This is a genomic window from Lewinella sp. (genome assembly GCF_050633125.1).
Classification (GTDB): Bacteria; Bacteroidota; Bacteroidia; order Chitinophagales; family Saprospiraceae; genus Lewinella.
On record NZ_JBOEFX010000051.1, the window covers coordinates 17,704 to 41,263 of the forward strand.

Consider the following 23,560-nt stretch of genomic DNA (forward strand, 5'->3'; position numbering starts at 1 on the left):
AAAACAAGAATATTTATGGTTAAGAATATGCTTTTAAGCATGCTAGTGTTGTTGATGGTTTCTTGCAATGAAACCACGGTAGCTAGCGGTTCTGAGAATAAGGAAGAGGCCATTGAAGGTGGCATCTCTGATATTATCAGGAATCCGATAACAGCAGATCAGGAAGAAATTGATACTAATAATGTTGCGAAAATTACCTTCTCGGAACTCAGTTATGAGTATGAGAGGGTAGATGAAGGTGCAGTAGTTTCGCATGATTTTTCTTTTGTCAATACAGGAAAAGTACCTCTTATTATTAGCAATGTACGATCCACTTGTGGTTGTACGGTAGCAGATTGGCCCAAGACGGCTATTGCTCCTGGAGAGGGAGGAGTGATCCCTGTACGTTTTGATACGAAGAATAAAAGCGGGAGGCAGAACAAGCCAATTACTATTACCGCAAATACCATTCCTGCTAAAACCACAATTTATCTTAATGGTCAGGTGGATGGAGAAAGTAGTTAGTCGGAATTTCGGCTAAGATGATTACCTTTGAGTTATCAATAAATAAGCTATTTATATGGAGTTTTCCACATTACTATTACAGGCCGCTTCTGGCGGAGGGATGGTGCAACTTGTTTTTTTCGGAGCAATGTTGCTTATCTTTTGGCTCTTTCTAATTCGTCCTCAGGCAAAACGCCAGCGCGAACAGGGAGAGTTTATGAAAAACCTAGCCAAAGGCGATGAGGTTGTTACCGCTAGTGGTATAGTAGGTAAGATCAATAAAATTGAGGAAAAGACAATTGTACTTGAGGCAGGAAAAGTATTCATTCCTATCACTCGAAGTGCTATTTCTAAAGAAATGACAGACGCTTTCTTCAATGAAGCGACTAAAAATTAGAAATCCCCTTGCAGACAAATCGCCGGAGGATCGTACGATTCTGGCGATTTGTCTAGGTTTTGCCTTTATATTCTGGTTGCTTGTTAAGTTTTCTAAAGAATACACCGTCGTTCGTACGGTCGATCTCTATTATGAGTTACCTCAGGGCAAAGCCTTTGTTACCCCTCCACCAGAATCGGTATTAGTCAATCTTACTGCACAGGGCTGGTATTTTTTGGTAGCAGGAATAATGGGTAAGCATTATGATCTAGCTTACGAGGTAGATGATCATACGGTTTTCAATCTTAGCCCTACTCAAATTCGTTCGGATCTAGATGACTTGGTTAATGACAAAGAAGTAGAAATTACGAATTTGGTCTTTGACGGAGTAAGAATACCACTAGAGGGGCAGGAACAGGTATTGTTGCCTATCAGACTTTTTAGAGAACTCTCCTTTGCTGATGAACATCATCTGGCAGATTCTATTATTCTTTCTCCTGACTCGGTTTGGATTACTGGCCCAATAAGCCAGGTAACACCACTCAGCTATTGGGCCACTGATAGCCTTTTGTTAAATAACTTGAGTAAAGATTACGAAGGCCAGCTAACTTTGAGAGTCCCCGAAGATGGACTACGTATTGCGCCGGATGCAATTCAAGTGAAAGTTCCTGTAGAACGATATACAGAGAAGAGCATTTTTGTAAATGTGGAAGTCGTAAACCCTCTGGCGGATAGCATTAGATTGTTTCCTGACAAAGCATTGATAAAATGTGTGATTGGCCTTAGTCATTATAATGATCTCTCTCCAGAGAACTTCCGGTTGATTGCGGATTTGAATAAAACGTTTATCCGTGAAGGGAAAAATACCGTTCCTCTTGAATTGGTAGCTCAACCTGCTTATTTGCATAACGCCTTGATCACTCCCCGCGCCACAGAGTTTTTTGTCATAAAACCAAATGAAAATTTACCTACTTCCGAAAGCCAATAGCTGGCCGAGAAAATTGTAAACTGTTCTTGTCCATCTTCAATACCTGCGCATCGGCCAAGGTGATTTCATTGGCCAGAATATCTTCATTCGCGGCAGCGAGCCTAAGGTCATGTGCCTTGATGACCTCTTCTACAATTTTACGAACGGTACGTGCATTACCAAAAAACTTGTCGCGCAAATTATGGACAAAGTTGAGGTACCTTGTTATATGGGTATGAGCAGCCCCATTAAGGAGAAGGTTTTGGTCTTCAAACATTTTCTCTGCTATTTGAACCAATTCTTCTGGGGCATAGTCTTCAAATCGGAGGGTCTTGTCAAATCGAGAACTAAGGCCAGGATTGGCTTTTAGAAAGTGTTCCATATTGTCAGGGTATCCGGCGACAAAGACAAAAAACTGTCCACGCTGATCTTCCATTCGTTTGAGAAGCGTTTGAATAGCTTCATCCCCAAAGTCTCCTTGGCTACTAGCAGAACGTTGGGTGAGTGCATAAGCTTCATCTATAAAGAGTACCCCACCTAGTGCTTCATCAATTTTTTCTGTCGTTTTGGTAGCGGTTTGCCCCACATAGCCAGCCACCATGCCCTGGCGATCGGTTTCTATCATGTGGCCACGTTCAAGTACACCTAATGCTTTGTAAATTTTGGTAAGAATACGAGCAACTGTTGTTTTACCTGTTCCTGGATTGCCTACAAAAACAGTATGCAGGAAGAACCGGTTAAGAACATCTTTTTTTGACAATCGGTAGTACCTGACCAATTGCACCATTTCCCTGATTTCCGCCTTGATATTTTTCATGCCAATAAGCTGGTCCAATTCCAGCAAACTTTCATTAAGTAATGCCTCGTCGACGGGAATATCAGGAAGTTGCTTAATGTTTTTTAGATCAATCTGGGCAACATCGTTCTCGGTAACCAATTCCAATTCTTCATTGGATAGTTGGCGGGGATTGGTATGTGCCATTATCCGCAACCCCAGATTGACTTTAGCCTTTTCTACGAGGTCAAATACAAAGCGAGCATTACCAAAGGAACGATCTCTATTTCTGAAAGCTTCAGTAATAATGATATCAATCCTTTGTGCAGCTTCAGGCGCTAGGTTGACCTCCATGTGCTGAGCAGCAAAACGGGCAATTTCGATAAGTTCCTGAGGAAGGTAGTCAGGAAACTCAAAGCGGTGCTTGAAACGAGATTTTAAGCCAGGATTACTGTCGAGGAAATATTTCATTTCACGAGGGTAGCCTGCCGCAATAACAGCGAGGTCACCAGGTCCGTTACTCATCTCTTTGACGAGAATTTCTATTACTTCGCGGCCAAAATCTTTAGAGTCATCTTGGGAGCGAGCGAGCGAATAAGCTTCGTCTACGAAGAGCACGCCGCCGCGAGCTTTTTCTATGGCTTCTTTGACTTTAGGAGCAGTCTGGCCAATGTATTCTCCTACCAAATCTACTCGGTCTACACTGTGAACATGGCCTTTACTGAGCAAGCCCATCTTGTGATAAAGCTTACCCATCATACTGGCGACGGTGGTTTTACCTGTTCCTGGATTGCCAATAAAAACGGAGTGAACGTTAATTTCGTCTTTTTCAGCGAACCCTTTATCTCGCCGTAGCTGGAGGAATTGAATATACTGAGCGTGTTCCTTGACTTGTTTCTTAATGGTTTTTAACCCAATAAGATCATCAAGATTTTCAACGACTTCTGAAAAAGTACGGCGATCGCCATCTTCGGGCGCTAAAACTACAGGAGTAATTCCGTTTGGCAGCCATACGGCAGGATCTCCCTCTATGTATTCAACACCAACCTCAAAAGGGGTACTGGCCAGTAACTCATCCATAAAGACGAGTTCTACCGTGTAGCGATCCTTGCGCCAGGAGCCTTGTACATTGGAACCCCAGCCAGCAGTAAGTTGAATGGTGTCTTTGCCTTTTTCTACCTTTTGTAAACGTACGACTTGCCCCTTTAGCTCGCGAGCATTATTGAAGAATTTAGTGAACAATTCACATTGCCAGTTCTTTTCAGGGAGCAAATTTTTCAATAATATTTCAACGTAGATATACCGTGTTTCTTCGCAATTGAAGGCTTTAAAGTATTTACGGTCGTCTTCATTTACGTCATCGTAAGGGCCTTCATACAATCGTACACTCTGTACTTCCAGGTAAGGATTTTCTTCGGGGTGGGGTTCTTGGTTAGCATCTTCAATATAAAAATACTTAGAACCAACTTTTTGGCCATCCAGAAAGGCTTCCCAGTAGTAGGTGCCTTTCTTCCAAAAACTGCCTTCTGCTTTATTTCCCCATCCTTCACGGATGTAAGCAATATTGTCGTATTTGCTGATTTTTTTGCTAATGCTTAAGCGGCAAATCTCGCGTTTGCCTTTTCGGAGCGAGTAACAGACCATGTCAACAGATACGTCCCAATCTTCTTCGTCAAATAGCCGATTGTAAAAGGAAAGTTCAGCGTAAACAAAGGTTGTTGTATAGCGATCAAAAACCTGGCGGTATTTTTTTCGATTATCCGCTAGCCATTCCGTAGAGGAGTAGACTTTAAGTTCTTTGAACTTAAAATTTTCTCTGAGGGGATGTGAGTGCGCTTCGGCCATAAGTAAAGATAAGCAGCTATCGTTTTTAGAGGAGAAAAATTTTATTACTAATGAAGGTCTGATCTTTTCCTCATATATACAAATATAGAACATAAAAAGGCGCATTCACCTAAAAGGGAATGCGCCTCAAAACCACCTATCTAAACTTGAAAAATCCTATTTAATAATGAGCAAAGGCTGCGTAGCTTGTCCCTCAGGAGTTACCAATTGTAGCAGGTATAAGCCAACAGGTAAATTGCTCAATTCTAATTGTTCGCGGTAGTTACCGGTTCCCAATTGTTCGTACGACTTATTCAACAATACCTGTCCACCTTGGTTCACGATATTTAGGAATACTTCCTTAGATAGTACAAAACAATCAATGTGTTAACCGAAAACAATTTTCTGAATTATTGCGCTTACATTTGCCCGTAACTTCATTTCAATCTTTATAATTTTTCCTACAGTAGTATGAATAACCTGGAAGTATTTGGACAAATTCACACCTTTATTTTTGATGTTGACGGTGTACTTACAAACAGCAGTGTTTTAGTGATGCAGGATGGCCAGTTGTTGCGGCAAATGAGCATCAGGGATGGCTTCGCGCTAAAGCGTGCTGTGGAGGAAGGTTATCGAGTGGTGATCATCAGTGGCGGAAAATCGGAAGGGGTGAGGGTTCGGCTACAGAACCTAGGCGTGCCTGATGTGTATTTAGGTATTTCCGACAAAATAGAAACCTACGAGGAGGTCGTTGATATGTACGATCTGGACGAAGCTGGCATTCTCTACATGGGAGATGATTTACCGGATTATGAGGTAATGAGAAGGGTAGGGCTACCTACTTGTCCGGCCAATGCAGCTCGCGAAATCAAAGCCATTGCACAGTATATTTCCGGCTTCAACGGCGGTGAAGGTTGCGCCCGCGACGTTATTGAAAAGGTACTGAAGCTGAATGGGCAGTGGGAGGTTTAAATCAAAAAGTGAAAGAATGAAGGCTTCAAGAAAAACTTGGGAAGAACAAAAAGTACAGTTTGTTCAAGGTCTTTTATTTTGCACTATTCTTTTCTTGCTGTCCTTTGTAATCCCATCTAAGGTAAATTCAATAGATCTTAATAGTTTGAGAGGCAAAAAGCTGCACTCATTCGAATATTTAGAAGAAACAGGAAAAAAAAGGTCTCCCCTAATTAGTATCAAGCTCGATGGAGATGACAGAGAATTCGAAATAAGTAATATTGATTACCAGGAGTTTAGCCATAATCTCTTCAAAGAAGAGGTTAAAGTTGGAGACATTATTGATATAGAATATTCCACGTTGTTTTCAGGATCTTACGCAATTCATGCTCTCACGAAAAACAATAAAGATTATTGTAATCTAGAAAAGGTAGAGGAACATAAAGACAAAAATAGACGATGGCTACGATTCTTATCTGGTTATGCTTTTCTTATTTGTTTGTTGCCACTGTCTTTTGAAGAAAAACCCAATATCCCATTCAAGGGACTTTTGATTGTAGGCTTAATCGTGATTTTTGTGCTTTTATCAATTTTTGTAGGTACAGAATACATAACATTGAGAAGCTTCAGGTAAAGAACCTTCGCTTTTCTGGAGGCATTCATGGAGCTGATTTTCAATCAAACCTGACTCGCCCGTTGCCGTAGCAAATGATCGGCTATGACCAGAGCAGTCATCGCTTCTACTATAGGCACTGCACGTGGTACCACACAAGGGTCATGCCGTCCTTTACCGGAAACGGTAACTGATTCTCCTGCCTCATTGACCGATTCCTGGTCAGCAACAATGGTGGCTACCGGCTTGAAAGCTGCCCGGAAATAGATATCCATTCCGTTAGAGATGCCGCCTTGGATACCTCCACTATAATTTGTTCGAGTTTTTACTTCTTCTCCTTCCTGATAGAAAGCATCGTTGTGTTCACTGCCGCGCATGCTAACACCTTCAAAGCCGGAGCCGTACTCGAAGCCTTTGCAAGCATTGATGCTCATGATGGCTTTCGCTAAGTCAGCGTGCAGTTTATCAAAAACAGGTTCACCTAGGCCGGAAGGACAGCCTTGCACCACTGCACTCACAACACCGCCTACAGTATCACCGTCTTTTCGGATCTCTTTAATATAATCCTCCATCTCTGCAGCCATTGTGGGGTCGGGGCAACGGACGGGGTTGGATTCAATTAACTCTTTACTTATTTCTTGATAATTTTTACTCATTTGTAATTTTCCCACCTGGGAAGTATAAGCAAAAACATCAACTCCATAATGTTTAAGGAAAAGCTTAGCTATGGCGCCACCCGCTACACGGGCAGCTGTCTCACGCGCAGAGGAACGGCCCCCGCCACGATAATCACGAGCGCCGTATTTTGCGTGGAAGGTATAATCGGCATGACTTGGGCGGAACTTATCTGCAATGTGGCTATAATCTTTAGAGCGAGCATCTGCATTGAAAATCACCATTGCGATAGGAGTGCCTGTTGAGTAACCTTCAAAAACCCCTGAAAGAATTTGTGCCTGATCAGCTTCTTTGCGTTGGGTGACAATTTTGCTTTGCCCTGGCCGTCTGCGGGCCAATTCTGTACTGATATAATCTTCGTCAATAGCTATTCCTGCGGGGCAGCCGTCAACGATTACGCCTAGGGCTTTGCCGTGGGATTCTCCAAACGTACTGATCCGAAATAGGGTGCCAAAATTACTACCTGCCACAATCATTTTTATTTGATGCCGCGCTAAGGTAGGACTTAGGGCCTACAGTAAAAGTTATAAATTGGTAAAAATTACAATCTCCTAAGCATATTGAAACTTTTTAGACAAAGGATTAGTTAGAAGTACGCAGCTGCAATAGACTTAAACCATTTGAAGTCTTATCTTTGCGGGCTGAAAATATATAGGTAGTAGAAGAAAGTACAAGATGCGACTGGAACCAGGTGATTTATATGAAAAGTTGGAGTTTGATAAGATTCTTTCCTTGTTGGAGGAGGCTTGTTTTGGAGAACAAGGCAAAGAACAAATACGGGCTATTCAGCCCATGTCTAATTTAGCTCATATTGAACAAGGGTTAGATGAGGTAGACGAATTTCGCCGTAGTTTGGAGAAGCGTGATAATTTTCCCATTGGTGCGTATCAAGAGATCAATGAGGAATTGCGGATGTTAGAAATCGCAGGCTTCGTTCTCCCGGAAGATGGTTTGCAGAAACTGAATATCTTATTACTTTTTATTAAAGAAATTTACAAGTTTTTCAATAAGGATCGTCAGGAGGCTTATGAAACGCTTTACAATATTATTCGCCCCATTCATTTTAATGAAGACTTATTACATGCCATTGAAGGGGTGATTGATGAAGAAGGGAATATCCGACCGGATGCTTCGGCTGAGTTGCAGAAAATTCGCCGCCACATTCAAAGCAAGTACCGGGAAATGGACCGGCAGTTCCGACTCATTATTGATACTTATCGTAAGAAAGGCTGGCTCACAGATAACGTCGAAAGTTTTCGTAATGCCCGCCGCGTGCTGAGTGTACCTTCCGAGCATAAACGGAAAATCAGAGGTATTATCCATGATGAATCCAGCACAGGGCGTACGGCATTCATTGAACCGGAAGGTGTTATTGATATTAATAATGACCTTTTTGACCTTCAGCAAGAAGAAAAAAGAGAGATTTATCGTATCCTCAAAGAATTGAGTGCCACGCTGCGGCCGTATTTACCCTCCTTGCATGATTATCAGAACCTGATCATCCGTTTTGATGTCGTGCAGACCAAAGCCCAGTTGGCACTGAAACTCAATGCTGTTCGTCCGCGCACAAAAAAACAACCAACACTTGCCATTATCAAGGGACGGCATCCGCTGCTTTATTTGAAAAATAAAGGGCTTGGGCGTAAAACCATTCCTTTCGACCTTTCCCTTTTTGGTCAAAATCGCATCCTTGTGCTCAGTGGGCCAAATGCAGGGGGGAAATCGATTACCATGAAATCCGTTGGTTTATTACAGTTGATGTTCCAATGTGGCTTGCTTTTGCCGGTTGATGGTCAAACAGAAATGGCGGTTTTTGAACAGTTATTTGCAGATATTGGCGATCAACAATCGTTAGAAAACGATCTATCTACCTATAGTTCACGGTTAGAGAATGCAAAGGTATTTTTGGAGCACGCTAATCCGGACACCTTGGTGTTGATTGATGAATTTGGTTCTGGTACCGACCCAAAGATTGGTGGTGCTATTGCAGAATCTGTGCTTTTTGAACTCAATCGCCGTAAGATATATGGGGTTATTACCACTCACTATAGTAATCTAAAAGTATTCGCGTTTAAAACCCGCGGATTGGTCAATGGCTCGATGCACTTTGACAAGGATAATTTATCTCCGAGTTACGAATTGCAAGTAGGGCGGCCAGGCAGCTCCTATGCATTCGAGATCGCAGGGAAGAGTGGCTTGCCGGGGAGAGTCTTGAAATATGCCCGTAAACGGATTGGTAGTAATGAACGAGCTGTTGATGATTTATTGGTTGACTTACAGCGCGAGAAGCAAGAGGTAGAAGAAAGGCTTAATGAGCTTACCGACAAGCAGAAGTTGCTAGACCGACTCACAAAGACGTACGATCAACTGCATCGTGATCTGGAATACAAGCGCAAAAAACATAAACTTGAACGCAAAGAGCAGGAGTTGCAGCAAAGTGCGCAGGAAAATAAAGAATTAGAGCGCCTGATCCGGGAGTTGAAAGAAGAAAAGAACCTGGATAAAGCCAAGAAGGTATCACTTGAAATCAAGTATCAACGAGAGAATCTTTCTGAACAGGTAGGTGGTTTGCGAGAAGAAATTTATCATCCAGACCAAGCCTTATTTGAGGATCGTCCCTTAGCTGTAGGTGATTTTGTTAAACTAAAAACAGGTGGCGCAACCGGAGAAATAGAGAGTATAGACAGAAAGAATGCCATTATGATAATGGGAGGGATGCGAATGACGGTAAAGCTGCGTGATTTACAGTTGGCAAAAACGCCCCTTGATGTGAAAACTACCCAGAGTGTACATTCTGACATCGATTATGCAGCTCGTTTTGATAGCAAGATTGATATTCGAGGGATGCGTTATGTAGAGGCAATGAAGGTGATAGAAGATTTTGTAGATCAAGCACTTTTGGCGGATGTTTCCAATTTAAGAATAGTCCACGGAAAAGGCAATGGTTCCCTCAGGGATGCCGTTAAAAAGAAGCTGCGGGAATATAATGTCACCATGGAGGTCTACCATCCCGCTGCCGAAGCAGGAGGTGACGGCGTAACTTTAGTAGATTTATAACAATTGATATGGCCAGAGATAACGAATGGAAGAATTTGGGCGGACTAGTATTTTCCACTAACCCCGATGTCAACCTTAATCAACAAGAAGAGGAAGAAGAAACGCTTGATGCAGCTGATCAGAAACTCCGCATTTGGCTGGATCGCAAAAAGCGCAAAGGGAAAGCAGTTACACTGATTACTGGTTTTGAAGGCAATGATGAGGATCTTAAAGGCTTGGCAAAATCACTCAAAACGTACTGTGGTGTAGGTGGATCTGCCAAAGACGGTGAAATCCTTGTTCAAGGCGACCAAAGAGATAAAGTATTGAAATTCTTGCTTGATAAAGGCTATAGCCAAACCAAGAAAAGCGGAGGATAAAAATGGAAGACATTTTCTCAATGCCTTCCATTCGACGTCGCTATATTGTCTAGTAAACCAACACCTTCTTCGTCAGTTGTCCTTCTGGGGTGATGATACGCACCAGGTAAGTTCCGACAGAATAAGTACCTAAGTCAAGTGTAGTGCTGCTTGTCGGCAAACCATTTTTTTGTAGTAGCTGTCCCTGTAAGCTGTAAACTTCCACCACTACATCATGTAGTAGTGATGAGTCATCAATGGAGATATTCAGTAAACCATCGGTGGGGTTAGGGCCTATCGTAATAGGAAGCGCAGCATTTAAATCTTGTGTGCCTACAATGGTATTGGCTGTAATGCTTAACTCAAAGTTGCCTTGTTCCATCTCAAATCCTTCTACAAACACTGTATAGTTGCCGGCCTCCAACTCTATTTCTATACGCGAAGTTAGATTGAAATCCGAGACGTCATCATTTGTAGTAATGACCTCTTCACAGTTGGCCGCTTGTAATCCCAGAAAAGTATCGTAGGAAGTACCTGGGTTATCTGTGGAGATTGTGACCATCGAAGCTTCTGCCAAAGAAAACGAATAGTAAGCTTCTGCTGACGCATGAAAGTCACCATTTTGATTGGTATAGCCGATGGCAGCTTCTCCCATAAGTACGCCAGGTGTACTGCGGTTACTATTGGTATGTGTTTTGGTTTCTCCGTTGGCGATATTACCAAAGTCGAGTGGGTCGCTACAACTATCGCCAAAGCGATAAGCCCAAATGATTTGTGGCTTGATGTTAAACAAGGTGCTATTGTCAAATAACCAGCCATCGTTACTGCCTAAGTCAGCATGCCATTGTATGGGGTTGCGATTGTTTGTAAGTACAGGGTTCGTTAGGTTGAAATTAGAAGCCAAGCCAGAAAATTCATCTTGATCTCCCGTATCAAACACGCATTCAGAACCACCTTCATCTCCCCAGGCGTGGAGTTGAAAATCGATGGCAACATCTTCTTCCCAGCCTCTGATCCAGCCAAAATAGAATGGACCGACATCTGTATCTTCATTGACGGTACAAGGTGCGTCGCAATCAAATATGCTACATCCAGAAAGGTTAAGGCTGTTCGTTCCATCATTCAAAATACTGGTGATCAACATACTTTGCTCGTCAGTGGTGGTGGCATCATTGTCGGAGTTTCCGTAAAATTCTGCTATTCGTACCTCCACGTTGATTTCCGGGTTCAGGATTTGAGTATGTCCGCATGCAATGCTCAAGCACAAAGAGAGTGTTAGTAATAAGTTTTTCATAATCAAATTTTTGAGTGGTGAATTAAAACGTTCATTTCTCAAAGCTAAGGAGAGTAGTGTCAGCAGGAAATAGGTTTTTGATAAGTTGACGGTTACGGTAAGTAACGAGCAGGATAGAGAAGATAAGTGGTAAAACAACTTTGTGGAATTCTTCGTTTGTAAGACACTACTTATCCTAAACAGCCGACCGTTGCAACCATTTAAACCCACTTTTCAAAACGCGATATTTGTTATTTTCTTCATCCTATTACTAGGAGTAGTTTGTGGCTGTGACGCTTCTGTATCCCAATCAGCGGCTGTTAGCCAAGCAAGTAATGCATCTTTATCTGCAACTATCCAGGGAACGACCAAGCCGTCAAACTACGAAGTGGTTTATAAGTTAGACACCAGCGGTACGACTATCGAACAACGCTTTCCATCTCCCCTCGGATTTATACGCGAGTCCATTGGCGGAAACTCTTTTGCTGCCTACTTGCGAAAATTGCCCCTCAAACCCCACGGTACTCCAGTCTTTCATTTCGATGGCAAGCAAAAAAGGAATCAGGTAGCTGCAAGTGCAGTGATCGATATGGACGTAGGTACCCGTGATCTTCAGCAGTGTGCGGACGCTATCATTCGCTTGCGTGCCGAATATTTATGGCAACAGCAAGCCTACGATGATATTTCCTTCCATTTCACCAATGGGTTCAATGCGCCATACAATAAGTGGCGTGCAGGGCAACGTATCTATGTAAGGGGTAATGAGGTTAGCTGGACGGCTGCGCGATCAGCGGATACCTCCTATAGTGCCTTTCGGTCCTACTTGAATATGGTGTTTGCTTACGCTGGTACCTTGTCGGTGGCTAAAGAGCTTAAGCCTCAGACTTTAGATGCCATACAGATCGGAGATGTCTTTATTCAGGGCGGTAGCCCTGGTCATGCGATCATAGTAGTAGATATGGTCGTTCATCCTGAAACTCATCAGAAAAGAATATTATTGGCACAGAGTTATATGCCAGCTCAGGATATCCATGTTTTACAAAATCCAAGTGCCGATTCTCCTTGGTATGAAGTTCCCACACTTGAAGACGTATTTAGAACCCCAGAGTGGTCTTTCAAGGGGCGTGATTTGCGGAAATTCTAGTATACAGTTCCTCCATGTTGAAACCGGTTTTAGAAATACAGAAATACGCGGGCATTAGTTTTCCTATATTTTGCCTCACCTATTGCATCTCATTTAAAATGCCCCTAAGTTGCGGCGTTTTTCGCCAAGCGGGGGCAGATTAATAACAGTCGGGTTTAATAGGCTAGTAATTTTGGTTTTAACCAAGGCAAAGATTCCCGACCTTAGCCGTAGCTAAGGGAGGCGGTTCTTTAACGAAGGATAAAGCCAAAATTACTCCTAGGGAATCTGACAGTTATTGATCCGCCCTCGCTAAAAGTTCCCTATTTTGGGGTAACTAATAAGAAATTCAATTATGAATTTACGGGATCTTACGAATAGCATTGAACTCAAAGTATCGAAAGAAGCAAAGGAGTACAGTGAATTTGTTAAGAACAAAAACAACAGTCTGATAGACCGGCTGGAAGTTTTCGAAGATATTATAAATATCGAAGTAGGGGATACCAGCTTGATGCGGGCTAAATCTCTGGAGCGAGACTATAATCTGCGCCAACTTTACCTTAAAACAGAAGGCGATAACCCAACGGGAACCCAGAAGGACCGTATTGCTTTTGCACAGGTTTACGATGCTTTGCGTCGTGAATACGATACGATCAGCCTTGCTACTTGTGGGAATTATGGATCAGCGGTTGCTTTGGCGGCGCACTTGGCAGGTATCGAGTGCAAAATATTCATTCCTGAATCCTATCATACTGCCAGGATTGAAGAGATGGTTGATTTGGGTAGCGAGATTCTCCGCCTGCACGGTAGCTATGAAGACAGTGTGACGGAAAGTAGCAAGCTGGCACAAGACAATGGTTGGTATGATGCCAACCCTGGCGGTGCGAATACACCTTTACAGATTATGGCTTATAGCCAAATTGCATTCGAGATTTATGATCAGCTGCGCGATGCTCCCCGCATTTGTGCGGTCCCTATTTCTAATGGAACGCTACTGGCAGGAATTTATCGTGGGTTTGTTTCTCTTTATAAGAGAGGTAAAACATCCCGTGTGCCGCAGATGCTGGGAGCTTCTTCTGTACGGAAAAACCCTATCGTTTATTCCTTTAATAAAGGGTTGGATTACTGCGCCGATTTAAATCCTGACCTCATTAAAGAAACAAAGTTCAATGAACCTTTAATCAATTGGCACAGCTTTGATGGCGAAGAGGCTTTGTATGCGATGAAAGAAAGTAATGGAAGTGCACACAATGTAAGTGACCAGGAGATGAAAAGCATGTCTAAATACCTCCTTAATAAGGAATCGAAAAGTATACTTCCTGCCTCTACTGCAGGATTGATTGGACTGCTGAAGCAACACGAAAAAAATGAGATAGAGCCGGATCGCTACGTTGCTATTCTAACGGCCAAAAATTCCAAGTAATCTTTTTTTAGCATTTTTAAAACCGGGTTGATGTCAATTAAATTGTCAGATTTTATTGTATTTGACTACCTCAAGGTGCATGAGATTGTGGTAGAACCTAAACGGATGAAAGCCACCTATACCTTGGGTAAGAAAGATGGTGAAACTGTATCGAATACACTCATCTACGCATATACTGAAAAGGTTTTTGACCCTAAAAAATGGGAGGATCGTAATCTGGCTTCTACCATGGCCGCACAGGTTGCCTTGAATTATGGCTTGTTCTGTGACGAGATCATTTTTGAAGGTGCTTTTGATGAAAAAGATCAGTCTTTTTTGCGGGCAGTAACAGAGAATACTTCGCGTGAAGTGTACGTACATAAGCTGCTGGCAAACAATGAGTTTTTACGACCAGCATTCAGCGATTTAGCACCTGAAAAAAAGAGTAAGTATACGGCTGCTAAGTTGATCTTTGAAGGAGAATCAACCCCCAAAACTGTTCAGCATAAAACAGCCGCTTCTGCTGAATTGGACAATGATGCTTATATTATTCTTAGTAGTGGTGGCAAGGATAGTTTACTGAGTTATGGCATCCTGAATGAGTTGCAGACAGCGCATCCCATCTATGTAAATGAATCCGGTCGGCACTGGTATACGGCCTACAATGCTTACCACAAAATGCTGGAGATAGAGCCCAATACTAGCCGGGTGTGGTGCAACTGCGACCGTATTTTCAATTGGATGGTTCGCCAGATGCCTTTTATCCGGGAGAATTACCAAAATATTCGCGCCGATATTTATCCCATTCGATTGTGGACAGTTTCTGTTTTCTTGTTTGGTGTACTTCCTTTGGCGCGTAAGCGTAAGGTGAGGAATATTATTATCGGTAACGAGTACGATACCACACTGCAATTACAACAAAATGGAATCACGCATTATGCTGCGCTGTATGACCAGAGCAAATATTTTGACAATGCACTTACGCGTTACTACGATAAAAAAGGCTGGGATTTTTTCCAGTTTTCTATTCTAAGATCCCTTTCCGAACTTTTGATTTTAAAAATCTTGGTAAAACGTTATCCTGATTTGCAAAGCCTTCAGGTTTCTTGTCATGCCGCTCATAAGGAAGGGGAGCGAATGATGCCTTGTGGCAAATGCGAAAAGTGTCGCCGGATTGTCGGAATGCTGAAAGCACTTGAAGAGGATCCCGCACGCTGTGGCTACAGCGAAGATCAAATAATCCAATGTCTTAAGGCTTTAGAAGGAAAAAGTGTTAAACAATTGGGTTCTGATGCCCAACAATTATATCATCTATTATTAGAAAAAGAGTTAATCAGCGATAATCCTCATACCCGTAAACTGGCTAAAAAGAACCCTGAAATCATGCAACTTCGTTTTGATGAGGAGCGCAGCAATTTGCAGGATATGCCGGAGAATATCCGGGAACAACTTTTATCACTATTTAATGAGTATTCGGAAGGAATAGTACGCCGTAATCACCACAAATGGGATACAACATCCGTGGTGGACTTATTGGCCGAAAACAAACCTTATAAATTTACGATAAACAATGAACAGAAGTAGAAAGGGTTTTCTCTGGGAAGAGATGACCTGGGAGGAAATCAAGGAACGCCTGGAAACCGTTGATACGGTTTTGCTGCCTTGTGGTGCTATCGAGCAACACGGCCCGCATTTACCGGTGGATATTGATTATTACGATGCCAAATACTTGGCCCGTAAGGTAGCAGAAATGTGCTCTGATCCCAAGCCACTCGTGTTGCCTGCTATCCCTTACGGTGTTTCTTATCACCATGAGGATTTTGCTGGTACCATAAGTGTTACGAATAACGCTTTGTCTGCTTTTGTCTATGATATTGGCATGAATCTGGCCAAGCAAGGCGTGAAGAAGATTATCATTATCAATGGGCATGGCGATAATGCCCCTACGCTGAATTATGCAGCTCAGATGATCAATCGGGATGCCCGCATCTTCGTTTGTGTAGACACTGGTGATACCAGCGATACGGATATTGCTAAGCTTGCAAGTACACCAAATGATATCCACGCCGGTGAGATTGAGACTAGTACAACCCTGGCCTTACGTCCTGAAGCTGTGCAGATGGATAAGGCCGTCAATGAGACACTCGACTTTGGTAGTGATTTTTTGAATTTTGATGACGACCGCAGTGTGAGCTGGTATGTTCGTACCAGTAAAATTTCCAACTCTGGCGTAATGGGAGATGCAACAATTGCAACCGCAGAGAAAGGTGTAAAAATGTGGGACATTATGATTCACCAACTGGTGAAATTTGTCGACTTTGTGAAGAAGACGCCACTTGAAAAGCTTTATCAGCCTCGCCATTAAAAGATTGGAATTGGGATAAATCCCAAAATGTTGTTAATTAGCAAGAAAAAAAGATGAAACCACTTTTTTTCTTGCTTTTCCTTTTTCTGACAGGACCTTTTCTTTCGGCTCAAATTACTGACCCTGTAGCTACCGAAGTTTGGGACCCAGAGCCCCGCGCGGTTGACCCTGGCCCCGTAAATGGCCCGCCAGCAGATGCATATATCCTTTTTGATGGCACCAATACCGACCAATGGGAACACCTCAACGGTAAAGCCGTTGGCTGGAAACAAGAGGGTACGCACCTCACTGTTGCAAAGGGTACAGGTGATATTCAAACCAAAAAAGTATTTGGCGATTGTCAGTTGCACCTGGAGTGGCGATCTCCTCTTGTGATTGAAGGCGAGGGACAGGGCCGTGGGAATAGCGGTGTCTTCCTCCAGGGCATCTACGAAGTCCAGATTCTGGACAGCTATCAGAACCGAACCTACTCTAATGGCCAGGCTGGAGCTATTTACAAACAGCATATTCCGTTGGTGAATCCTCTTCGGCCTACCGGCGAATGGAATACTTATGATATCATCTTTAAGGCTCCTCGATTTAACGATAACGGAATGAAGGTGGCCTCTGGCTACATCACGGTCTTGATTAATGGCGTCTTGGTTCAAAATCACGTAGAGATCAAAGGAACAACACCGTACATTGGTCTACCTCAAAACGAACCACATGGCCCAGGCCCCATTAAACTCCAAGACCATAGTAACCCTGTGAGTTTTCGTAATATCTGGATCAGGGAGCTTTAAGTATCCTTCTTTTTAGCCCCAGTTTATTAACTTTTTTGCCAAGCGGGAACCATTCCGCTCTTAGCTGATGTTAAGTGTCCGTTGCGTATGATCAATGATTTGTAAATTTTATTTGATCGCAACATTAAATATCACTGGAAGTGGATTTTGACTCCTTTAAATAGGGTGATAATGACTATCTTCCGATAATAAAAATATCGGACATGGTAATGAAGTGGCGAAGGCTGAACGGTAAATCTATTCAGGATGATCTTAAAGTAGCCGTAGAAAAAGTACTGAAAAAAGAACTGGCAGATGGCCATCGGATGAAAGTCTGTATTGGTTCCGATTCACAAGTGAAGGGAGGCGTTATTGAATATGCTACGGTCATCGTTTTCTTACGCGAAAAGCGTGGAGGGTTCATGTTTATCAGTAACCATAAAGAATACCGTAAAATGTCTATCCGTGAGCGGATGATCTCAGAAGTAGCTCGTTCTGTAAACGTAGCCTACAACCTATGTGATTTGCTGGATAAATATGATGTAGAACTGGAAGTTCACGCAGATATTAACACCGATCCGGACTTTGAAAGCAACGTAGCATTGAAAGAAGCTATGGGGTATATCCTGGGAATGGGCTTTGTATTCAAAGCTAAGCCTGATGCTTTTGCAAGTAGCAGTTGTGCTGATAAGATGGTGTAAATGCTGTTTTGAATTGTCATAAAATGATAAAAGAGAGGTCAACCTGTTTCGGGTTGACCTTTTTTTATAAATTAAAAACGTAAGTTGCACACTGTCAAAAACATTGAGTAAAGCCTATGCAATTATCGGTCGTTATCCCTTCTTATAATCAACCAGAGACGGTACAAAGATGTATCGTCTCTATCCTGGAGCAGGATTTTAGCGGTACTTATGAGATCATCATTGCAGACAGCTCTGATAAGCATAAACAGGATGAGTTGGCTGCCTTTTGTGCGACGATTCCTAAGGTTCAACTTATTTCACTGAAAGAGCAGACCTTCCCAGGATCGGCAAGAAATATAGGAATAAAAGCTGCTCAGGGAGAGGTCATTGCGCTGATTGATTCCGACTGTGTTGCCAAGCCGAATTGGCTGGAGAACATTTGGGAAAACATGGAACACAATGTAATATTGACAGGCGTGATCGAAAATGGCACTGAGGATAGCGTTTACGGGACTTGCTCTTTCCTGGTAGAATTCAACCATTTTTTGGACTTTTCAGGACATAAGGTACCGGCTCACGCAGCAGCTACGTGCAATTTTGCTTGCTGCAAAGAGGTTTTTGATAAAATTGGATACTTCACAGATGACCGTGCTTTTGAGGATATGCTTTTCTGTAAGAAGTTTACAGATCAAGGCGGGCAAATATTTCGCATCAACGGTATCCGCATTGCGCATCTCAATAAGACAGATCTGGCTGGCATTCGTCGCAACCAGACCATGCTGGGCAAATTTTCTGCCATTGTACGTCGTGCACACGGAATGCCTCCTCAGCTTGTTTTTAAACTTCCAATATTAGCTTTCGCTTTAGCCAAATTTCGTTATCTGAGTATTTTTTCGCGGGTTATTCGCAGTAAATATTGGGCCAAATTTTTATTGTACACCCCTGTCATCCTGTATTTACTACTGCACTGGAGCAAGGGTTTTTATACTGGAGCAAAACGGAGTTGATAATACCCTTGATTTAGGTATATTTGCTGACTCACTAAATATTACCGTAGTCTTGGCCGGAAAAGCAAAAGCAAAAAAGAAATCTACGAAGGTAACCCCTTTGATGAAGCAGTATTTTACCGTAAAAGCCAAACACCCTTCGGCTATCTTGCTTTTTCGAGTAGGTGATTTTTACGAAACGTTTGGAGAAGATGCCGTTGTTGCCGCTCAGGTGTTAGGCATTGTCTTGACCAGTAGAAACAATGGCGGCAGTGATGTTGAATTGGCTGGTTTTCCCTACCATTCTTTAGATACTTATCTGCCCCGATTGATCAGAGCTGGTCACCGGGTAGCTATCTGCGAGCAGCTAGAGAAACCTTCGAAAGAGAAAAAGATTGTTCGGCGAGGAGTCACCGAGATCGTTACGCCAGGACTGGCTATCGACGATAAGCTCTTGGATCATAAGACGAATAACTTTTTGGCCAGCTTGTATTTTGGCAAACAGCAGCAGATGGGGCTGGCTTTACTGGATATATCTACCGGCGAGTTTTTAGTCTGTGAAGGCAACCAGGAATACGTTGATAAACTATTGCAAAGTTTCCGCCCTTCGGAAGTTATCCTCTCAAAAGACAAGAAGAAAGGTTTTGAAGAACGTTTTGGAGAACGTTTTCATGTTTTTTCGCTCGATGAATGGGTGTATTCGCTAGATTACACCAGAGAGAAATTGCTCCACCATTTTGAGATACAATCACTCAAAGGGTTTGGGGTAGAGGATATGGAATTGTCGCAAGTAGCGGCAGGTGCCATTTTGCATTACCTGGAAACGACGGAGAACAAAAACGTCCAGCACCTTAATACCATTGGCCGCATACAGCCTGATCTTTATGTGTGGCTGGATCGCTTTACGATTCGTAACCTTGAATTGATTTACAGTCCACACGAAAGTGGCGTACCGTTGATCAACATCCTTGATCATACCGTTTCTCCGATGGGAGGGAGGTTACTGAAAAAATGGGTCGTACTTCCACTCAAGGATGTAAATGATATTGAAGCTCGCTTGCAGGTGGTTGATCATTTTGTGCAATCTCCAGAACAGGTAGAAGAACTGAGTGGCTACATTCGCCAAATGGGTGATTTGGAGCGCCTGATCGCCAAAGTTCCGTTAGGTAAAATCAACCCGAGGGAAATAACTTCCTTGAAGAGATCACTGGAAACGATTCCGTTGATAGCAGCTTCCTTGCAGGGGACCAAAGAGGAGATGTTGCAGAAGATCGCCAATGGCCTCGACCCTTGTGAAGTGCTGTGTCAGGAAATTGGTAAACAAATCAAAGAAGACCCACCGGTAAACCTCTCAAAAGGTGGCGTCATCGCAGATGGTTGGTCGGAAGAACTTGATGACCTTCGGGATATTATGAAGAATGGGCGTAACCGCCTTGTAGAAATCAAAAACCGCGAAGTAGAACGCACCGGGATAACCAGTCTCAAAATTGGCTTTAACAATGTCTTTGGTTACTACTTAGAGGTAACCAACCGGTTTAAAAATGACGTTCCAGAGGAGTGGACTCGGAAACAAACGTTGACCAACGCAGAGCGATATATCACAGAGGAGTTAAAACTTCTGGAGGATAAAATACTAGGCGCGGAGGAGAAGGTTTTGGTCTTGGAGGCTTCTCTTTTCGAGCAGTTAGTGTTGCGATTAGCAGACTTTATCCCGCAGGTACAACGCAACGCCGGCTTGATTGCCCGCTTGGATTGTTTGCTCTCTTTTAGCAAGGTCGCGGTGAAAAATTATTACGTACGACCGCAAATAGACGATAGCTTCGTTATTGACATCAAAGAAGGGCGTCACCCTGTGATTGAGAAGCACTTGCCGCTAGGCGAAGCGTATGTTCCCAATGATGTTTTCCTTGATCGAGACGAACAGCAAATCATGATGATTACCGGTCCTAACATGTCGGGTAAATCGGCTCTCTTACGGCAGACTGCTTTGATTTGTTTGATGGCCCAAATGGGAAGCTTTGTTCCGGCGAAAGCCGCCCGCTTGGGTATTGTGGACAAGGTCTTCACTCGTGTAGGAGCCAGTGACAACATCTCCAGCGGCGAGTCTACCTTTATGGTGGAGATGAACGAGACCGCCAGTATCATGAACAATGTCTCGGATCGTTCGCTCATCCTGTTGGATGAAATTGGGCGAGGTACCAGTACTTACGACGGAATCAGTATTGCCTGGTCGATTGCAGAATACCTTCACAGCAATGGGAAATCCTATCCCAAGACGCTTTTTGCTACGCATTATCATGAACTAAATGAGTTAGCAACAAAATTCCCCCGAATCAAGAATTTTAATGTTTCGGTGAAAGAACTGGGTAAAAAAGTCATCTTCTTGCGTAAGCTCGCTGAGGGTGGCAGCCACCATAGCTTTGGTATTCACGTTGCCAGAATGGCGGGTATGCCTCATTCTATTGTAGATCGGGCTACGCAGATTCTTACTCAATTGGAGCAAAAGCATATTGAGGGAGACGGAGAAACAAAGGGAGAACCTAAGGTTGCACGTCCCGCTACGGAAGCCATCAGCACAGAAGCCATGCAGTTGAGTATCTTCGAAACCGTTGATCCGGTAGCTGGGCAGTTGAAAGCAACATTGCTGGATTTGCAGATCAATAATATGACACCCATTGAGTGTATGATGAAGCTCAATGAGCTGAAAAAGTTATTGGAGGAATAACCATAAGTATTTTCGTGCCGTTTCTAAAATTAAGTTGCTATGATGCGTAAAACGATCAGGATATCTTTGCTGTTGGTAGCAATCTTCTTACTGTATGTGGGCGGTGTTTTGCTGCATGGTACCCTAACCGACTGGCAACCTGAGGAGGATTTGCCGGTTGATGTTTATGCGCAAAGCGCTAACGATGTTATCGAAGATAGCATCATTTCTGTAGCGATCTGGAATATGGGGTATGCTGGCCTAGGGGAGGAATCCAACTTTTTCTTTGACAGTGGTGGCTTTTTCATGTCTAATGGGAAAATGATCCGCCCCAGTGAAGAACTGGTGCAAAAAAACCTCGATGGAGCAGAGTTGTTTGTGAAAAGTACAGAAGCAGATATCTTTCTTATTCAGGAGGTTGATCTGAACTCACGGCGTTCTTATTACACTCAACAACTGGATAGTCTTCGGGCACAACGCCCTGATTATGCCGCTAGCTACGCTGCTAATTATCGCGTAACACGCGTGCCTATTCCGATATTGGAGCCTTGGCGCGCTTACGGGAAAGTAGAAGCAGGTATTGCCTCGCTCAGCCGTTGGCAGCCCACTGCCGAACGCCGGTTACAGCTTCCTGGGAGTTTTGATTGGCCAACCCGAATTTTTCAGCTTGATCGTTGTTTACTCATTAGTCGTTTTCCTACAGCTTCCGGCAAGGAACTGGTGGTGATCAATGCCCATCTTTCTGCTTATGATAAAGGAGGCGTGCTCAAAAAGCAGCAGATGGTCTTTCTTCAAAAATTGGTGACCTCGGAATATGATAAAGGAAATTATGTAATCGTCGGTGCCGACTGGAACCAATGCCCACCGTTCTTTCCCTTCGACACTTTTTCGCCAGGAGAAGCAGATGGCTATACGCAGAGCAATATTGCGGCAGATTTTGTGGGTGAAGACTGGCAATGGCTTTACGATCCCACCGTGCCCAGTAACCGCAAACTTCGGAGTGTTTACGATGCTGAAAACACCTTCCGTACTGTAATCGATTTCTTCCTGATTTCTCCCAATATTAAGGCTTTGAAAGTGAAGACACTAGACCAGCGATTCCGGTTTAGCGATCACCAGCCGGTGTGGGTGCAGTTGGAATTATTGTAGGCTTATGTACATTCCTTCTCACTATAATGTAGATGACCAGGAGGAGGTTTTATCCTTTCTTCATGCGTATCCTTTTGCAACTATCGTAAATCAGGATGGCAGACGTCCCATGGCTACTCATTTGCCTTTTGTTGTGAGGAAGGTGGATGACAAGCTGTTACTGGAAGCCCATTTTGCTCGCGCTAATCCACAGTGGAAGCTTTTGGAAGATGGGCAAGAGGTCCTCGTTATTTTTGCGGAACCACACGCCTATATTTCGCCCCGTCATTACGATAAGACCCAAAATGTACCTACTTGGAACTATCAAGCCGTTCACGTTTATGGGAAGGCCCGTCTTTTGGCTAAGGAAGCAGAAGGTTTCGCTCATTTAGAACGCCTGATTGCCACATTTGAAGAAGGCTATCAAGCACAGTGGGCTAGCCTTTCGGATGGCTACAAGCAAGCCATGCTGGCAGGAATTGTAGCCTTTGAATTAGAGGTGACCGAAGTTCAGGCGAAAGCCAAAATGAGTCAAAATAAGACCCCAGCCGAGCAAGAGCGCATTGCCGCTGAGTTGAGTCAATCGACGGATAGCGTTATTCGTGATCTGGGAGAGGCTATGGTTAGGAATATTGGGAAGGGGGAGTAGTGGGGTAAGCTCTTTAGGGAGTTGTTGTTTTACTCCTTCATTGAAATAAAGTAATGAACCTTTTTTTTGCCAGGGATCCAGCTTTTACGGTCTAGTAGAATTTTTTCAACTTCTGAATTAGCGACTAAGTGGAAATCATCATCCCATCTAGTTGCTATTTCAGAAGTTTGATAGTAGAATAGTCCATAGCCTTTGAAAAGAATTAACTCAAGAACTGTCATTAGCAATTTCAAAAAGCCAGTGCTGTTAAGATCATAATTTTCAATATTATCCATTATAGGATATTTAATTTGATCTCTATTCATGCTCTCTTTAAACATAGGAATCAATAAGAAAAGTGGAACTTCTCCAGCCTCTGAAATTTCAGCAGTTATTTTTTCTTTCATGTGTGTAATTTTTGTAATCAATGTGAGGGAATTAGTAAGGC

General features: G+C 43.1%; 22 protein-coding genes. 17 read left to right on the forward strand and 5 right to left on the reverse strand.

Features of this window, described 5'->3' with window-relative positions; all coding sequences use genetic code 11:
- Positions 1–15: 15 nt before the first annotated feature.
- The 3 genes from ACRBG0_RS12170 to ACRBG0_RS12180 are packed head-to-tail and all read left to right on the forward strand — an operon-like array spanning position 16 to position 1,847.
- Positions 16–504, forward strand: coding sequence for a DUF1573 domain-containing protein (locus tag ACRBG0_RS12170; RefSeq protein WP_431487159.1), 489 nt, complete (start codon positions 16–18; stop codon positions 502–504).
- A 55-nt stretch (positions 505–559) separates the two neighbouring features.
- On the forward strand, positions 560–880 hold the full coding sequence (gene yajC, locus ACRBG0_RS12175; protein ID WP_020537621.1) for a preprotein translocase subunit YajC: 321 nt from the start codon (positions 560–562) through the stop codon (positions 878–880).
- Positions 861–1,847 (forward strand): CdaR family protein, encoded by a 987-nt coding sequence (locus ACRBG0_RS12180; RefSeq protein WP_431487160.1) that lies wholly within the window; start codon positions 861–863, stop codon positions 1,845–1,847. Before yajC ends, ACRBG0_RS12180 begins: the two co-directional genes overlap by 20 nt.
- On the opposite strand, the gene ACRBG0_RS12185 is transcribed toward ACRBG0_RS12180, so the two are convergent.
- Together ACRBG0_RS12185 and ACRBG0_RS12190 are read right to left on the reverse strand one after the other, a co-directional pair.
- Complete coding sequence (locus tag ACRBG0_RS12185; RefSeq protein WP_431487161.1) at positions 1,828–4,446, reverse strand: AAA family ATPase; 2,619 nt, start codon at positions 4,444–4,446, stop codon at positions 1,828–1,830. The genes ACRBG0_RS12180 and ACRBG0_RS12185 overlap by 20 nt on opposite strands.
- 156 nt (positions 4,447–4,602) lie before the next feature.
- Positions 4,603–4,809: a T9SS type A sorting domain-containing protein gene (locus ACRBG0_RS12190; RefSeq protein ID WP_431487184.1), complete on the reverse strand. Its 207-nt coding sequence runs from the start codon at positions 4,807–4,809 to the stop codon at positions 4,603–4,605.
- An 87-nt stretch (positions 4,810–4,896) separates the two neighbouring features.
- Here ACRBG0_RS12190 and ACRBG0_RS12195 point away from each other — a divergent pair, with 87 nt between their 5' ends.
- Together ACRBG0_RS12195 and ACRBG0_RS12200 are read left to right on the forward strand one after the other, a co-directional pair.
- Positions 4,897–5,397, forward strand: coding sequence for a KdsC family phosphatase (locus ACRBG0_RS12195; RefSeq protein ID WP_431487162.1), 501 nt, complete (start codon positions 4,897–4,899; stop codon positions 5,395–5,397).
- Positions 5,398–5,413: 16 nt separating this feature from the next.
- Positions 5,414–6,010, forward strand: coding sequence for a hypothetical protein (locus tag ACRBG0_RS12200; RefSeq protein WP_431487163.1), 597 nt, complete (start codon positions 5,414–5,416; stop codon positions 6,008–6,010).
- A 44-nt stretch (positions 6,011–6,054) separates the two neighbouring features.
- On the opposite strand, the gene aroC is transcribed toward ACRBG0_RS12200, so the two are convergent.
- Positions 6,055–7,140 (reverse strand): chorismate synthase, encoded by a 1,086-nt coding sequence (aroC, locus tag ACRBG0_RS12205; protein ID WP_431487164.1) that lies wholly within the window; start codon positions 7,138–7,140, stop codon positions 6,055–6,057.
- 199 nt (positions 7,141–7,339) lie between these two features.
- Here aroC and ACRBG0_RS12210 point away from each other — a divergent pair, with 199 nt between their 5' ends.
- Together ACRBG0_RS12210 and ACRBG0_RS12215 are read left to right on the forward strand one after the other, a co-directional pair.
- A complete protein-coding gene (locus tag ACRBG0_RS12210; RefSeq protein WP_431487165.1) occupies positions 7,340–9,721 on the forward strand; it encodes an endonuclease MutS2 in 2,382 nt (793 codons plus the stop codon).
- Positions 9,722–9,729: 8 nt separating this feature from the next.
- Positions 9,730–10,080, forward strand: coding sequence for a translation initiation factor (locus ACRBG0_RS12215; RefSeq protein ID WP_431487166.1), 351 nt, complete (start codon positions 9,730–9,732; stop codon positions 10,078–10,080).
- 49 nt (positions 10,081–10,129) lie between these two features.
- Here the strand turns inward: ACRBG0_RS12215 and ACRBG0_RS12220 are convergent, their stop codons facing one another.
- Positions 10,130–11,353, reverse strand: a complete 1,224-nt coding sequence (locus ACRBG0_RS12220) for a T9SS type A sorting domain-containing protein (protein WP_431487167.1) — start codon at positions 11,351–11,353, stop codon at positions 10,130–10,132.
- Between the two features lie 190 nt (positions 11,354–11,543).
- On the opposite strand from ACRBG0_RS12220, the gene ACRBG0_RS12225 reads away from it, so the two are divergent.
- From ACRBG0_RS12225 to ACRBG0_RS12270, 10 genes are all read left to right on the forward strand, one after another.
- A complete protein-coding gene (locus ACRBG0_RS12225) occupies positions 11,544–12,476 on the forward strand; it encodes a DUF4846 domain-containing protein (RefSeq protein WP_431487168.1) in 933 nt (310 codons plus the stop codon).
- 334 nt (positions 12,477–12,810) lie between these two features.
- Positions 12,811–13,878, forward strand: coding sequence for a pyridoxal-phosphate dependent enzyme (locus tag ACRBG0_RS12230; RefSeq protein WP_431487169.1), 1,068 nt, complete (start codon positions 12,811–12,813; stop codon positions 13,876–13,878).
- A gap of 30 nt (positions 13,879–13,908) precedes the next feature.
- Positions 13,909–15,441 carry a hypothetical protein gene (locus tag ACRBG0_RS12235; protein WP_431487170.1) on the forward strand — a complete coding sequence of 511 codons (1,533 nt, stop codon included), beginning with the start codon at positions 13,909–13,911 and terminating at the stop codon, positions 15,439–15,441.
- The gene (locus tag ACRBG0_RS12240) at positions 15,428–16,222 is read left to right on the forward strand and encodes a creatininase family protein (protein WP_431487171.1); all 795 of its coding nucleotides are present in this window, start codon (positions 15,428–15,430) and stop codon (positions 16,220–16,222) included. Before ACRBG0_RS12235 ends, ACRBG0_RS12240 begins: the two co-directional genes overlap by 14 nt.
- A gap of 53 nt (positions 16,223–16,275) precedes the next feature.
- Positions 16,276–17,004 (forward strand): 3-keto-disaccharide hydrolase, encoded by a 729-nt coding sequence (locus ACRBG0_RS12245; protein WP_431487172.1) that lies wholly within the window; start codon positions 16,276–16,278, stop codon positions 17,002–17,004.
- A 209-nt stretch (positions 17,005–17,213) separates the two neighbouring features.
- Positions 17,214–17,684: a ribonuclease H-like YkuK family protein gene (locus tag ACRBG0_RS12250; RefSeq protein ID WP_431487173.1), complete on the forward strand. Its 471-nt coding sequence runs from the start codon at positions 17,214–17,216 to the stop codon at positions 17,682–17,684.
- 116 nt (positions 17,685–17,800) lie between these two features.
- Positions 17,801–18,673, forward strand: coding sequence for a glycosyltransferase (locus ACRBG0_RS12255; protein WP_431487174.1), 873 nt, complete (start codon positions 17,801–17,803; stop codon positions 18,671–18,673).
- Positions 18,674–18,776: 103 nt separating this feature from the next.
- Complete coding sequence (gene mutS / locus ACRBG0_RS12260) at positions 18,777–21,377, forward strand: DNA mismatch repair protein MutS (protein ID WP_431487175.1); 2,601 nt, start codon at positions 18,777–18,779, stop codon at positions 21,375–21,377.
- Positions 21,378–21,416: 39 nt separating this feature from the next.
- The gene (locus ACRBG0_RS12265) at positions 21,417–22,505 is read left to right on the forward strand and encodes an endonuclease/exonuclease/phosphatase family protein (protein WP_431487176.1); all 1,089 of its coding nucleotides are present in this window, start codon (positions 21,417–21,419) and stop codon (positions 22,503–22,505) included.
- Between the two features lie 4 nt (positions 22,506–22,509).
- Positions 22,510–23,133 carry an FMN-binding negative transcriptional regulator gene (locus ACRBG0_RS12270; RefSeq protein ID WP_431487177.1) on the forward strand — a complete coding sequence of 208 codons (624 nt, stop codon included), beginning with the start codon at positions 22,510–22,512 and terminating at the stop codon, positions 23,131–23,133.
- A 29-nt stretch (positions 23,134–23,162) separates the two neighbouring features.
- Here the strand turns inward: ACRBG0_RS12270 and ACRBG0_RS12275 are convergent, their stop codons facing one another.
- A complete protein-coding gene (locus tag ACRBG0_RS12275) occupies positions 23,163–23,519 on the reverse strand; it encodes a hypothetical protein (RefSeq protein ID WP_431487178.1) in 357 nt (118 codons plus the stop codon).
- Positions 23,520–23,560: the final 41 nt, after the last annotated feature.

What these genes read in the sequence shown, in the direction of transcription:
- yajC (WP_020537621.1), top strand. Translation starts at nt 560, where the DNA reads ATGGAGTTTTCCACATTACTATTACAGGCCGCTTCTGGCGGAGGGATG.
- ACRBG0_RS12250 (WP_431487173.1), top strand. Translation starts at nt 17,214, where the DNA reads ATGAAGTGGCGAAGGCTGAACGGTAAATCTATTCAGGATGATCTTAAA.
- ACRBG0_RS12255 (WP_431487174.1), top strand. Translation starts at nt 17,801, where the DNA reads ATGCAATTATCGGTCGTTATCCCTTCTTATAATCAACCAGAGACGGTA.
- ACRBG0_RS12230 (WP_431487169.1), top strand. Translation starts at nt 12,811, where the DNA reads ATGAATTTACGGGATCTTACGAATAGCATTGAACTCAAAGTATCGAAA.
- ACRBG0_RS12240 (WP_431487171.1), top strand. Translation starts at nt 15,428, where the DNA reads ATGAACAGAAGTAGAAAGGGTTTTCTCTGGGAAGAGATGACCTGGGAG.
- ACRBG0_RS12200 (WP_431487163.1), top strand. Translation starts at nt 5,414, where the DNA reads ATGAAGGCTTCAAGAAAAACTTGGGAAGAACAAAAAGTACAGTTTGTT.
- ACRBG0_RS12245 (WP_431487172.1), top strand. Translation starts at nt 16,276, where the DNA reads ATGAAACCACTTTTTTTCTTGCTTTTCCTTTTTCTGACAGGACCTTTT.
- ACRBG0_RS12215 (WP_431487166.1), top strand. Translation starts at nt 9,730, where the DNA reads ATGGCCAGAGATAACGAATGGAAGAATTTGGGCGGACTAGTATTTTCC.
- ACRBG0_RS12235 (WP_431487170.1), top strand. Translation starts at nt 13,909, where the DNA reads ATGTCAATTAAATTGTCAGATTTTATTGTATTTGACTACCTCAAGGTG.
- ACRBG0_RS12270 (WP_431487177.1), top strand. Translation starts at nt 22,510, where the DNA reads ATGTACATTCCTTCTCACTATAATGTAGATGACCAGGAGGAGGTTTTA.
- ACRBG0_RS12265 (WP_431487176.1), top strand. Translation starts at nt 21,417, where the DNA reads ATGATGCGTAAAACGATCAGGATATCTTTGCTGTTGGTAGCAATCTTC.
- ACRBG0_RS12220 (WP_431487167.1), bottom strand. Translation starts at nt 11,353, where the DNA reads ATGAAAAACTTATTACTAACACTCTCTTTGTGCTTGAGCATTGCATGC.
- ACRBG0_RS12195 (WP_431487162.1), top strand. Translation starts at nt 4,897, where the DNA reads ATGAATAACCTGGAAGTATTTGGACAAATTCACACCTTTATTTTTGAT.
- ACRBG0_RS12170 (WP_431487159.1), top strand. Translation starts at nt 16, where the DNA reads ATGGTTAAGAATATGCTTTTAAGCATGCTAGTGTTGTTGATGGTTTCT.
- ACRBG0_RS12180 (WP_431487160.1), top strand. Translation starts at nt 861, where the DNA reads ATGAAGCGACTAAAAATTAGAAATCCCCTTGCAGACAAATCGCCGGAG.
- ACRBG0_RS12275 (WP_431487178.1), bottom strand. Translation starts at nt 23,519, where the DNA reads ATGAAAGAAAAAATAACTGCTGAAATTTCAGAGGCTGGAGAAGTTCCA.
- ACRBG0_RS12185 (WP_431487161.1), bottom strand. Translation starts at nt 4,446, where the DNA reads ATGGCCGAAGCGCACTCACATCCCCTCAGAGAAAATTTTAAGTTCAAA.
- aroC (WP_431487164.1), bottom strand. Translation starts at nt 7,140, where the DNA reads ATGATTGTGGCAGGTAGTAATTTTGGCACCCTATTTCGGATCAGTACG.
- mutS (WP_431487175.1), top strand. Translation starts at nt 18,777, where the DNA reads ATGAAGCAGTATTTTACCGTAAAAGCCAAACACCCTTCGGCTATCTTG.
- ACRBG0_RS12210 (WP_431487165.1), top strand. Translation starts at nt 7,340, where the DNA reads ATGCGACTGGAACCAGGTGATTTATATGAAAAGTTGGAGTTTGATAAG.